Origin of the sequence: Chryseoglobus sp. 28M-23, assembly GCF_014789785.1 — a bacterium.
Taxonomy (GTDB): Bacteria; Actinomycetota; Actinomycetes; order Actinomycetales; family Microbacteriaceae; genus Microcella; species Microcella indica.
Window position 1 is genome coordinate 1,406,378 of the sequence record NZ_CP061846.1, and the last position, 12,686, is coordinate 1,419,063.

General features: G+C 70.4%; 10 protein-coding genes. All 10 read right to left on the reverse strand.

What is annotated here, in order from left to right; genetic code table 11:
• A complete protein-coding gene (gene ftsZ / locus IE160_RS06840) occupies window positions 1-1,152 on the reverse strand; it encodes a cell division protein FtsZ (RefSeq protein ID WP_191152004.1) in 1,152 nt (383 codons plus the stop codon).
• 154 nt (window positions 1,153-1,306) lie between these two features.
• Window positions 1,307-2,314 (reverse strand): cell division protein FtsQ/DivIB, encoded by a 1,008-nt coding sequence (locus IE160_RS06845; protein ID WP_191150608.1) that lies wholly within the window; start codon window positions 2,312-2,314, stop codon window positions 1,307-1,309.
• Entirely contained in the window at window positions 2,311-3,756 is a 1,446-nt protein-coding gene (murC, locus tag IE160_RS06850; RefSeq protein ID WP_191150609.1) for a UDP-N-acetylmuramate--L-alanine ligase, read from the reverse strand. Before murC ends, IE160_RS06845 begins: the two co-directional genes overlap by 4 nt.
• Before the next feature lie 11 nt (window positions 3,757-3,767).
• Window positions 3,768-4,850 carry a UDP-N-acetylglucosamine--N-acetylmuramyl-(pentapeptide) pyrophosphoryl-undecaprenol N-acetylglucosamine transferase gene (locus IE160_RS06855; RefSeq protein ID WP_191150610.1) on the reverse strand — a complete coding sequence of 361 codons (1,083 nt, stop codon included), beginning with the start codon at window positions 4,848-4,850 and terminating at the stop codon, window positions 3,768-3,770.
• Window positions 4,847-6,061 carry a putative lipid II flippase FtsW gene (gene ftsW, locus IE160_RS06860; protein ID WP_224744395.1) on the reverse strand — a complete coding sequence of 405 codons (1,215 nt, stop codon included), beginning with the start codon at window positions 6,059-6,061 and terminating at the stop codon, window positions 4,847-4,849. The genes IE160_RS06855 and ftsW overlap by 4 nt, the downstream gene beginning before the upstream one ends.
• Window positions 6,062-6,098: 37 nt before the next feature.
• Window positions 6,099-7,589 (reverse strand): UDP-N-acetylmuramoyl-L-alanine--D-glutamate ligase, encoded by a 1,491-nt coding sequence (gene murD / locus IE160_RS06865; RefSeq protein WP_224744396.1) that lies wholly within the window; start codon window positions 7,587-7,589, stop codon window positions 6,099-6,101.
• A complete protein-coding gene (mraY, locus tag IE160_RS06870) occupies window positions 7,574-8,668 on the reverse strand; it encodes a phospho-N-acetylmuramoyl-pentapeptide-transferase (RefSeq protein WP_191150611.1) in 1,095 nt (364 codons plus the stop codon). The genes murD and mraY overlap by 16 nt, the downstream gene beginning before the upstream one ends.
• Window positions 8,665-9,315 carry a glutamate ligase domain-containing protein gene (locus IE160_RS06875; RefSeq protein ID WP_191150612.1) on the reverse strand — a complete coding sequence of 217 codons (651 nt, stop codon included), beginning with the start codon at window positions 9,313-9,315 and terminating at the stop codon, window positions 8,665-8,667. Before IE160_RS06875 ends, mraY begins: the two co-directional genes overlap by 4 nt.
• A 3-nt stretch (window positions 9,316-9,318) precedes the next feature.
• Complete coding sequence (locus tag IE160_RS06880) at window positions 9,319-10,857, reverse strand: Mur ligase family protein (protein ID WP_191150613.1); 1,539 nt, start codon at window positions 10,855-10,857, stop codon at window positions 9,319-9,321.
• Window positions 10,858-10,882: 25 nt separating this feature from the next.
• Window positions 10,883-12,655, reverse strand: a complete 1,773-nt coding sequence (locus tag IE160_RS06885; RefSeq protein ID WP_224744397.1) for a peptidoglycan D,D-transpeptidase FtsI family protein — start codon at window positions 12,653-12,655, stop codon at window positions 10,883-10,885.
• Window positions 12,656-12,686 lie beyond the last annotated feature (31 nt).

A 12,686-nucleotide genomic window follows, 5' to 3' on the forward strand; every position in this document is an offset into this window, starting at 1 on the left:
TCAGCGCAGGAAGTCGGGGACGTCGAGATCGCCGTCGTCGTCGCTCTCGATCGGGCCGATCGGCGCTGTCGCTCCCAGCTCGGAGTCGTCGGCCCAGGCGCGGCCCTCGTGCGCCGGCTCGCCCGACTCGACGGCCACGGGCAGCGCCTCGCCCTCGCTCGCCGCGACGAAGCTGCTGCGGCGATCGCGCGTGAGAGCGCTGGGCTCTCCCCCGTCGAATCCCGCCGCGATGACCGTCACGCGCACCTCGTCGCCGAGAGTGTCGTCGATGACGGCACCGAAGATGATGTTCGCCTCGGGGTGCACCGCCTCCTGAACGAGCTTGGCGGCGTCGTTGATCTCGAAGATGCCCAGGTTCGAGCCACCCTGGATCGACAGGAGCACGCCGTGCGCACCGTCGATGCTCGCCTCCAGCAGCGGCGACGCGACGGCGAGCTCTGCGGCCTTGATGGCGCGGTCGGCGCCGCGGCTCGAACCGATGCCCATGAGCGCAGAGCCGGCGCCCTGCATGACGCTCTTGACGTCGGCGAAGTCGAGGTTGATGAGGCCGGGCGTGGTGATGAGGTCGGTGATGCCCTGCACACCGGCGAGCAGCACCTGGTCGGCGGTCGCGAACGCCTCGAGCATGGAGATGCCGCGATCGGAGATCTCGAGCAGCCGGTCGTTGGGCACGACGATGAGCGTGTCGACCTCGTTCTTGAGCGAGAGGACGCCATCCTCCGCCTGTGCCTGCCGGCGCTTCCCCTCGAAGGCGAAGGGCTTGGTCACCACACCGATGGTGAGCGCGCCGATCGACTTGGCGATGCGCGCGACCACGGGAGCCCCTCCCGTACCGGTGCCGCCGCCCTCGCCGGCCGTGACGAACACCATGTCGGCGCCCGCGAGTGCCTCCTCGATCTCCTCCGCGTGATCCTCCGTCGCGCGACGACCCACCTCGGGGTCGGCTCCCGCTCCGAGACCGCGCGTGAGCTCCCGCCCGACGTCGAGCTTGACGTCGGCATCGCTCATGAGGAGTGCTTGCGCGTCGGTGTTGATGGCGATGAACTCGACGCCCCTCAGCCCCAGCTCGATCATGCGGTTGACGGCGTTGACGCCGCCTCCGCCGATGCCGACGACCTTGATGACGGCGAGGTAGTTCTGGTTCGTGGTCACGTCGTGGCCTTCCGCGGTCAACCTTCACCTTCTACTTGAAGGCTAAAGTTATGCTCAGTATGTACTGCTGACTCGAACGGTAGGCCTGTCCGGGGCTCCGCGGCCTGAGGCCGTCCGCGTGTCGCGAATCCCCCGGGGCACACTCGGGCGCCGGTCAGCTCGCGCGGCGCACGACCAGGCTGTCGGGGGCCGAGACGTCGTACTCCCAGCTCACCGACTGGTCGGTCGACGCGAGTGCTGCCGCGAGCACGCGGGCCTTGAACGCCGACCTCTCGGCGCCCCCCCACACCACGGAGTGCTCCGCTCCCCCGAGCGTGAAGCGCACATCATCGCGCGTCGTCGCGCTGATCGTGACCACGGAGCTGCGCAGTTCGCGCGGGAGGGCGAGGAGGACATCCGCAAGGCCCCGGAAGGCGGGGTCGTCCGCGCGCGCACTCTCCACGTTCAGGACGGGGATGCCCGGCGGCACCGTCTCGGCCGTCTCCACCACGACGCCCGCGGCGTCGACGACCTCGAACCCGCCCGCAGTCCGCAGGGCACCGATCGGAGCCCGCTCCACGACGCGCACGATGAGGGTGTCCGGTGGCACGATCTCCGTGGAGAAGGAGCGGATGAGTGCGAAGCTCTCGAGGTCGGCGCGGATCTGCTCGTCGCTCACGAACGCGAGCGGCGCCCCTCGACGACTCTCCAGTGCCGCCGCGACCTCACCCGCGTCGAGGCGCTCCGTGCCGACGATGCGGATCGTCGTGAGCGAGAGCAGCGGTGACACCGAGATCGCGGCGGCTCCCCCGACGAGCGTCAGAAGCGTGCCGAGAGCGATCGTCACCGTGAGCCGACGACGACGAGACTGCCGCGTGAAACGGCGGACCTCCGCGCGCTCGGCACGCCGACGCTCGCGCGCTGCCCGCCGCTCGAGGCGCCGCGCCGACGCCGTGGAGCTGCCAGCGTCCGCCGTGCGCAGCGCCGCCGATGCGGCACGGTCGCGCGAGGAGCGCTCGCGCGGGGCGCGGGGCTCGCGCGCGGGGCGCGCACGAGACGCACCGGCGGTCGGGGTCGGTGCCGCGCCGGGCGACCCGCGCCGAGCATCCCGGGTACGACGCCCCTTCGGCGGCGTCGACGGTGGGTCCGGCGGAGTGCCCCGAAAGCCCTCCGGGCGCTTCATCCCGCCGCACCGCCCGAGGAGCCAGCACCACCCGTGATCGCGGGGCCCTCCCCCACGCGCTCGATCGCCGCGCGCAACCGGGGAATGATGCGGTAGACGTCGCCGCAGCTGAGAGTCATGACGATGTCGCCCGGACGAGCGATCTGCGCGACCCGCCTGGCCGCGTCGTCCCAGTCTGGCCGGAAGTCGACGCGCGCGGCATCGTCGAAGGCGTCCGCCACGAGAGCGCCCGTGACACCGGGGATCGGGTCCTCCCGCGCGCCGAAGACGTCGAGCACGACCGTGTGGTCGGCACCCGACTCGTACGCGGCGGCGAACTCGCCCGCCATCGCCTGCGTGCGGCTGTAGAGGTGAGGCTGGTGCACGGCGATCACGCGCCCCTCTCCGACGACCGAGCGCGCGGTCTGCAGAGCGGCGACAACCTCGGTCGGATGGTGGGCGTAGTCGTCGTACAGGCGCACGCCGCCGGCGTCGCCGTGGGACTCGAACCGTCGCTGCGTTCCGGCGAATCCTTCGAGCGAGGCCACCGCAGCCCGGGCATCATGACCGAGACTGATGAGCACCGCGACGACGCCCGCGGCATTGAGCGCGTTGTGGCGCCCCGGGACCGCGAGCGAACCCTCGAGCTCGACTCCGTCGACGCTGAGGGCGAAGCTCACCGGCCCCTCCTCGCTGATCGACACGAGTCGCACGCGCGCGGCATCGCTCTCGCCGAACGTCGTGATCTCGGCCGCCGGAAGCGATGCGGCGACACGTCGGGTGCCGTCGTCGTCGGCCGAGAGCACGACGCTCTCCGAGCACGCCCGGGCGAAGTTCACGAACGCATCCTCGATCGCGGCCTCACTGCCGTAGTGGTCGAGGTGGTCGGTATCGATGTTGGTGATGAGACCGATGGCCGTCTCGAACAGCAGGAAGGAGCCGTCGGACTCGTCGACCTCCACCACGAAGAGCTCTCCCTGGCCCCACGCCGCGCTCGTGCCCGCATCGTGGATGACGGCGCCGTTGACGAAGCTGGGGTCAGCGCCGAGCCGACGCAGTGCGGTGACGAGCATGGCGGTCGACGTGGACTTGCCATGCGCTCCCGCGACCGAGATGAGCCGCTGGCCACGTGCGAGCCAGGCGAGCGCCTGAGCGCGATGCAGCACCGGGATGCCCCGTCGCAGGGCCTCCTGGTACTCGGGGTTGTCGAGCCACAGGGCTCCCGTCACCACGAGGGCCTCCGCATCGCCGACGTGCCGTGCGTCGTGGCCGATCGCGACCGGGATGCCGCGCTCCCGTAAGGAATCGACCGCTGCGGATCCCGCGCGATCCGAGCCCGTGACGGCGTGTCCACGGTCGTGGAACATGCGCGCGATACCGCTCATGCCGGACCCCCCGATGCCGACGAAGTGAAGACGGCCGAGAGTCTCGGGCAACGGCTGGGAGAGGTCAGGCTTGATCATCGGTCATCACCCTACGCCGGGTGCGCCGACAGCGTCTCGCGCACGAGCCGCAGCAGCTCGTCGGCTCCCTCGCGGCGGCCGACGCCGCTCGCGGCCGCGGCCATGCCGGCGATGACATCCCGCCGCTCCAGGAGTGGTACGAGTTCTCGGGCGACCCACTCGGGCGTGAACTCGGCGTCCTTCACGATGCGGGCGCCCGACGCGCTCACGAGTTCGCGTGCGTTGAGCTCCTGCTCGCCGTTGCCGACCGGATACGGCACGAGCACAGACGGCAGCCCGACCGCCGCGAGCTCCGAGACGGTCGCGGCACCGGCACGGCACACGACGAGGTCTGCGATCGCGAACGCGAGATCCATCCGGTCGCAGTAGGTCTGCACGACGAGCCCCGGAAGCGCTCCGGCGCCGTCGCCCCGGCCTTCCCCGGTAATGTGCAGCACCTGCCAGCCCGCGCCGAGGACGCGCGGCGTCGCGGCGGCCATCGTCTCGTTGAGTCGACGCGCTCCGGTCGAACCCCCCGTCACGAGCAGCGTGGGGCGATCAGGGCGAAGCCCGAAGTGATCAGCCGCCTCCGCCCGACGAGCGCGACGATCGAGCTCGACGACCTCCCGCCGCAGGGGCATGCCCACGACCCGCGAGCCGCCCAGCGGCGTGCCGGCGAAGGTCACTCCGACCGCACCGCCGAGCAGTCGGCCGAGGCGATTCGCGAACCCCGGGCGGCTGTTGGCCTCGTGCACCACGAACGGCAGCCGCTCACGACGCGCCGCCCAGTAGGCGGGCGCCGAGGCGTACCCTCCGAAGCCCACGACGACGTCGACGTGCCGCTCGCGCAGTGCCGCTCGCGTGATGCGCACGGCCTCGCGGAACCGCGCGGGAAACCGCAGAGCCGACCGGCCGAGGCGGCGCGGCAGCGGCACCCGTGGAATCGTGATGAGCTCGTATCCCCGCGCTGGCACGAGGCGCGCCTCGAGGCCCTCGGCAGTGCCGAGCACGAGCAGTTCGGCATCGGGCTCCTCCTGCCGCCAGTGGTCGGCGAGAGCGAGCAGGGGGTTCACATGGCCGGCGGTGCCGCCGCCGGCGAGAAGGGCCGTCGTCATGCCGCCCTCGCCTCGCGAGCCTCCGCCGAGCGCGCGAGCGACAGAACGACGCCGATCGCCAGCAGCGAGGCGATGAGCGCGGAACCGCCCACCGAGATGAGCGGCAGGGGCACGCCGAGCACGGGGAGGAGACCCAGGACGACGGCGACGTTGACGAACGCCTGACCGACGATCCAGATGAGCACCCCGCCCGTGACGATGCGGGAGAACGGGTCGCGGTGGGAGCGGATGAGACGCACGAGGCCGATCGCGAGCACGACGAAGAGCAGCAGTACGACCGAGGCGCCGATCAAGCCGAGCTCCTCGCCGATGACCGCGAAGATGAAGTCGCTCTCCGCGTGCGGCAGCCACGACCACTTCGCGGCCGAATTGCCGAGACCCACGCCGAACACTCCGCCAGAGCCGAGCGCCCACGTGCCGTGCACGACCTGCCAGCACGACCCCTCGTAGTCCTCGGGGCGGCAGCCGTTGAGCCACACGTCGATGCGGCTGGACCGCGACGAGCTGGAGAGCGCGAAGAGCACGCCGCCGACAGCGACGACCCCGGCCATCGCCGCGAGCCGCCGGAGGGGAGCACCCGCGTAGAACAGTGCACCCAGCACGATCGCGATCATGATGGATGCCGTACCGAGGTCCTGGCCGAGCAGCACCATGCCGATCGCCACGAGGGAGACGGGCACCGCTGGCACGACGAGGCTCGTCCAATCGGTGAAGGCATCCGCGCGGTCGGCAAGCACGGTACCGAGCCAGACGATGAGGGCGAGTTTGAGGAACTCCGAGGGCTGCGCCGTGAATCCGCCGATGGAGATCCAGTTCTGGTTGCCGCCGTAGTCGTACCCGAGCCCCGTGAAGACGAGCAGCTGCAGGCCGAGGCCGAGCATGACCGCGACGCGCGCCCAGCGACGCCAGAATCGCGCGGGCAGTCGAGCGATCGAGAGCATGATCGGGATCGCGACGAGGGCGTAGAGCCCCTGGCGCAGGAAGATCGCGAAGAAGTCGCCGTCGTTGCTCTGCGAGGACACGATCGAGGAGGAGGAGAGGACCATGACGAGCCCGAACAGCACGAGGAAGACCGTCGTGCCGAGCACGATCATGTAGTCGGAGCTGTCGGATCCGAAGAGCGTGCGCACCGAGACGATCGCGCGCGCCGGGCTCCGCTGGGCCTCGGGCTCTGCGTCGCGCCCCGAGCGCGGTGGTCGCACTGTCGTCACGCGCCCACCCCCTCCTGCGGTCCTGCGAACGGCTCGCTCAGGAGCCGAGGGCCGCCACAGCCATGGCGAAGCGCCGGCCGCGATCGGCGTAGTCGTCGAACTGGTCCATGGACGCCGCGGCGGGCGCGAGGAGCACGGTGTCGCCGGCCTGAGCCGCCGACGCCGCGAGCCTGACCGCTGCGGGCATCACCCGCTCAGTGTCGTGCTCCTCGACCTCGAACAGCGGCAGTGCGGGCGCGTGTCGCGCAAACGCCTCGCGCAGCGCATCCCGATCGAGTCCGATGAGGATGACCGCCCGCAGTCGTTCGCGGTGCTGCAGCACGAGTGGGGCGAGGTCCACGCCCTTGAGCAGCCCGCCCACGATCCAGACCACGGAGCGATAGGCGCTGAGCGAGGCGGAGGCCGCGTGGGCGTTGGTCGCCTTCGAGTCGTCGATCCACAGCACCTCGTCGGACTCGGCCACGCGCTCGGTGCGGTGCGCGTCGACGCGGAAGGCGCGCAGACCGTCGCGCACGGCGGCGGGGGGCGCACCCGCTGCGCGCGCCAGTGCCGCGGCCGCGAGGGCGTTCGCGAGACCGTGCGGCGTCGCGAGGCCAGCGTCACGCAGGTCGGCGAGCGTCGCGAGCTCGAGCGCGGTCGTCGCCCGCTCCTGGAGGAACGCCCGATCCACGAGCACGTCGTCGACGACGCCCACGTCGCTCGGCCCCGGCGTGTCGGCACCGAAGCCGATCGCCCGGCACCCTTCGACGACGTCGGCCTCCTCCACCATCCTCCGCGTGGCGGGGTCGGCGAGGTTGTAGACGCACGCGACGCGCGTATTCGCATAGACCTTGGCCTTCGCGGCGGCGTAGGCGGCAGAGCCGCCGTGCCAGTCCAGGTGGTCGTCGGCGAGATTGAGGCACGCGCTCGCGAGCGGCTGCAGGGCGCCGGGGCCGGTCGTCGGCAACGCGTGCAGCTGGAAGCTCGACAGTTCGACGACGAGGACGTCGAAACCCGCAGGGTCGCGCACGGCGTCCAGAACGGGAGTGCCGATGTTGCCGCACGGTGCGACGCGCGTGCCGGCGGCGAGCAGCATCGTCGCGGCGAGCTGCGTAGTGGTGGTCTTGCCGTTGGTGCCGGTGATGGTGATCCACTCGGCTGCGCGCACCTTGTCGCGCACGCGCCAGGCGAGCTCGACATCGCCCCACAGCTCCGCTCCGCTCTCCCGGGCGGCGAGGACGAGGGGATGCTCGGGGGCGAAGCCGGGCGAGACGATCACGAGCTCGGGCTCTCGAGCGAGCAGCGCCTGACGTGCGGCGCGCTCATCGGCCTCGACGACGAGCTCGACCCCGATGACGGGCAGAATGCGCGCTCGCTCCTCGTCAGCGTCGCGGGAGAGGACGGTCACCGCGCAGCCGAGTTCGGCGAGCGTGTCGGCGGCGGCGAAGCCGGACACCCCGAGACCGAGCACGACGACGCGCACTCCGCTCCAGTCGTCGTGCCAGCTGCTGAGCGCGGAGACCCTGGCGCCCACTACTGACTGACCCACTCGAGGTAGAAGAGCCCCACTCCGACGGCGACGAACAGCCCGCCGATGAGCCAGAAGCGCACGACGACGGTCACCTCGGCCCAGCCCTTCAGCTCGAAGTGATGGTGGAGGGGGCTCATGAGGAAGATGCGTTTGCCGCCCGTGAGCTTGAAGTAGACGCGCTGCACGATGACGGAGCCGGTGACGATGAGGAAGAGGCCGCCGATGAGGATGAGCAGCAGCTCGGTGCGCGTGAGGATCGCGAGGGCCGCGATGGCCCCGCCGAGGGCGAGCGAGCCCGTGTCGCCCATGAAGATGTGGGCTGGCGAGGTGTTCCACCACAGGAACCCGATGAGACTCGCGGCGATGGAGGCGGCCACGATCGCGAGGTCGAGCGAGTCGCGCACCTCGTAGCAGCGTGCGGCGACGGAGGGGTCGGGGCCGTTGAAGCACGACTGGTTGAACTGCCAGAAGGCGATGAAGATGTACGCCGCGATCGAGAGGATCGAGGCTCCGGTCGCGAGCCCGTCGAGGCCGTCCGCGACGTTGACCGCGTTGGAAGTGCTCACGACGATGAGGTTGACCCAGATCGCGAACAGGATGACCGCAGCGATGGACCCGAAGACGGCGAAGTCGAGCCACTCGATGTCGCGCACCGCCGAGATCATCGTCGACGCGGGTGTCTGACCGTCGGCATTGGGGAAGGAGAGGGCGAGTACCGCGAAGATGCTCGCGACGACGACCTGCCCGGCGATCTTCGCCCACCCCCCGAGACCGAGACTGCGCTGCTTGCGCGTCTTGGTGAAGTCGTCGAGGAAGCCGACGAGCCCGAGCCCGACCATGAGGAACAGGACGAGAAGCGCGCTGAGCGTCACTCTCTCGCCACTGAGCAGGTGCCCCACGAAGTAGCCCAGCACCGCGCCGAGGATCACGACGATGCCGCCCATGGTCGGGGTGCCGCGCTTCGTGTGATGGGACTGCGGGCCGTCGTCGCGGATGAACTGGCCCCACTCCAGCTTGTTGAACAAGCGGATGAACAGCGGCGTCATGAAGAGCGTGAACGCGAGCGAGAACGCTCCAGCGAGGAGCAGGGCGATCATGCGGTGCCGCCCATGACACGGTCCACGAGGGATGCGAGCGGAGTGCGGGAGGCTCCCGTCACGAGCATCACATCCTCTTGTCTGACCCGAGTACGCAGCACATCGTATGCCTCGTCGGCGGAGTCGACGAGCATCGACTCTCCGTTCCACGAACCTTCCAGCCCCGCCGCATTGTGCACGTGACGAGCGCCGTGGCCGACGACGATGAGCTGGCTGATGTCGAGGCGCACGATGATGCGGCCGAGCGCGTCATGGTCGTCGAACCACTCTCGCTCAGTCGACTCCAGCTCTCCCATGACGGCGATCGAGCGCCCGGAGTCTCGGGTGAGCTCGGCGAGGACGGAGAGGGAGCGACGCACGTCGAGCGGGGTCGACGCGCCCGTGTCGTCGAGGAGCAGGGCGCCGCTCGACGTGATGCGTCGCTCGCACCGGCCGGGCACCTCGCTCTGCCGCGCGGCACGAGCAAGGGCTGTCGACCAGGGCTCCCCCGCCTCCAGCTCGCCGCGAAGGCGCGCGAGAGCCGCCTCGACGGCGGCGTCCCCGATGGCGTCGATCGCGAGCTCTGCTCGCTCGTGCGCGCTCCTCACGTGGATGACCGCGCCCTCGCGACGGTGCAGCACGTCGTCGACGATGATGACCGTGTCCACCGTCTACCAGCCCGCCTCGCGCAGCGCGGCTCGCGCCTCGTCGCGTGCCGAGTACTCGGTTCGGACCCCGCGAATCTCCCGGTAGTCCTGGTGCCCTGGACCGGCCCACAGGATGGAGTCGCCCTCCTTCGCGAGGCCCACAGCGTGACGAATGGCCTGCTCGGGCGGGCTGACCTCGTGGATCTCGGGGCGGTTGCTCGCTGCTCTCGCGCCCTCGAGGAGCGTGCGGCGGATCGACACCGGGTCCTCGAACCGGGGGTGGTGGTCGGTGATGACGAGAACGTCGCACCCCTCGGCTGCCACACGCGCCATCTCGTGGCGCTTCGTCGCGTCGCGGTCGCCGTCCGCGCCGAACACCATGATCGTGCGCCCCGTGGTGAACCGACGCACCGCGGCGAGGGTGTTCTCGAAGGCGTCGGCGCTGTGCCCGAAGTCGACGTACACGCTCGGGCCGCGATCACCGGAGACGCGCTCGGTGCGCCCCGGCAGGTAGGCGTCTATCCCCCGGTCTGCGACGGCGCGGGCGATGTCGTCGAACCCGTAACCGGCTTCGACGAGCATCACGAGAACGAGGCCGGCGTTGGCAGCCATGTGACCGCCGATGAGGGGGATGCGCGTCTCGAGCGCACGGCCGTCAGCGTGGCGGAGGCGGAAGCCGGTGTACGCGGCATTCTCCTCGGTCACATCGACGTGCCAGTCGGCATCGATGCCGGAACGGGAGGTGATCGTCGTGACGGGGATGCCGGCGGCCTCGACCACGCGGGTGCCGTAGTCGGAGTCGAGAGAGACGACCCCGCGACGACCCCGCTCCGCCGTGAAGAGCGGGAGTTTCGCGGCGAAGTACTCCTCCATGTCCGCATAGTCATCGAGGTGATCGTGGCTGAGGTTGGTGAAGCCCACGACGTCGAAGAGCACGCCGTCCACTCGGTGGCGGCTGAGAGCCTGCGCGCTGACCTCGACGGCCACGGCGCCCACACCCGCCTCCCGCATGCGCGCGAGGAGTGCGTGGAACTCGGTCGCCTCGGGCGTCGTCAGTCGACTGACGACGGTGAGGCCGGCGATGTGCCGCTCGGCGGTCGAGCTCAGGCCCGTGACGACGTCGAGCTGCCGCAGAACGGCCTCGAGCAGATAGACCGACGAGGTCTTGCCGTTCGTGCCGGTCACACCGAACAGCTGACCCTCGAACTCGGAGGTGCGGTACACCCACGAGGCGAGAGCGCCGAGGACGCCTCGGGGGTTGTCGACGATGAGGATCGGGAGCCCGGAGTCAGCCGCGATCTCTCCTCCCGGCACGTCCGTGACGAGCGCGACGGCCCCAGCGGCGCGCGCATCCGCCGCGTAGGACGCCCCGTGGGCGTGAGCGCCGCGCACACCGACGTAGACGTCGCCGGGGAGCAGATCGGTCGTGCTCAGCGTGATTCCCGTGAGTGTGACCCCCGAGAGATCCCCCCGGCTCTCGAGGCCGAAGTGCGCGGCGAGCTCGGCCAGCTCGCGCACGGGAGGGTGCTCCGGCCGCAGAACGGGTGGCGTACGACCGGACAACGGAACCTCGTTTCGTGAGTGGCGGCTACCAGGTCAGAGGATAGGCGGTCGCCTGCTGCGTCGACGGCGGCACCCGATAGGTCTTGAGCACCTGCGTCATGATCGTGCGGAACGTCGGTGCCGCCGCTGCGGACGTCTTCATCGTATCGGGGCGCACGTAGGTGACGACGACGACGAACTGCGGGTCATCGGCGGGCGCCATGCCGGCGACCGAGACGATGCGCTCATCTCCGTAGCCACTGGCGTCCGCCACCTCTGCCGTGCCCGTCTTGGCCGCGACTCGGTATCCGGGAATCTCCAGAATCGGGCGCAACCAACCCTCCGTGACGACCTCCTCGAGGATGCCGACCGTCGCGCGCGCCGCATTCTCGGAGACCACCCTCGTGGGCTCGGTGGCGGCGACATGCGTCGTCGAGCCGTCGGCGTGGTCGCAGCCCGTCACGAGCGTGAGCGGCGTGCGCACGCCGCCGTTCGCGATGGCCTGGTAGGCACTCGCGACCTGGGCACTCGTGGCCGTCATGCCCTGACCGAACATCTGGGTCACGGCACTGTGACCGTCGATGCTGTCCGGATCCCGCACGCTTCCGCTGGCCTCCCCGAGGAAGCTCACCCCGGTGCTCTCACCCAGGCCGAACCGCGTCAGGTAGTCGTAGCGCTGCTGCAGGGAGAGTCGCTCGCTCAGCACCGCTGTGCCCGTGTTCGACGAGTTCATGAGCACGCCAGCGGAGGTGAGCCGCAGATCGCCGTGATCCCAGGCATCGCCGATGCGATAGGAGCCGATCGTCGGGTAGGAGCGCGGGGCGATGACCTGGTCGGAGGGCGTGGTCACCCCCGCGTCGAACATCGCGGCGAAGCTCAACGACTTGATCGTGGACCCCGGTTCGTAGGGGGCTGCGAAGATGCGCGACCCGCGGTCGTCGGACTCACTGCCGTCGACGTCGTTGGGGTCGACCGAGGGCCACTCGGCGGCCGCGATGATGTGGCCGTCGTCGACGCTCACGACCATCGCGGTCGCCCAGTCGGCGCCGATCCTCGCACCTTCCTCGGCGATCGCCTGCTGCGCGAACCACTGCACGTCAGCGTCGATCGTGAGGTGCAGCGTGCCGCCGTCGACGGGCTCCTGCTGCACGATCGTCGTGCCGGGAAGCCGTACCCCGTCGGCACCGCGCTCGTAGGTCGAGGAGCCCGGGCTCGACGCGAGGCACTCTTCGAGGCCGAGCTCGAGGCCCGCGAGCGGGCCGTCCGTGCCCATGAAACCGACCAGATTGCCCGCGACCTGGCCGTTCGGGTAGGTGCGGCTCGGAACCCTCTCGGAGTAGACCCAGGGCACGCCGAGATCACGCACCGCCTGGAAGACATCCGTCTCGACACCGCGCACGAGGTACGCGTGATCGTCCTCGGGATCCTCGGCGAGCTCACCCTCGATGAGAGCGAGCATGGCGGCGGGGTCCTCGCCCGTGATCGCGGCAATGCCCGTGAGGGCCTCCCACACCGTGCGCGTCGTGCGCTCCCCGGTCTCCTCGTCGAGCGTGTCGTAGTCCTTCACGAAGCGCGGAGAGACCGTGATGTCGTAGCGGAACACCGAATCGGCGAGCACGGCGCCCCGACGATCGACGATGTCGCCTCGAGCCCCGTGGAGGGCCACCGGAATCGAGCGACGGGCTTCAGACTCCTGGGCGAGCTGCTCGGCACGGACGACCTGGATGTCGACGAGGCGGACGCCGAAGGCTGCGACGATCGCGACGACGACCAGAATCGTCGCAGCCAGTCGTCGCCGCGTTCTGCGCTGCTCGCTCACGTGCGCCCCCTCCCCCGTCGCGCGGTCCGCA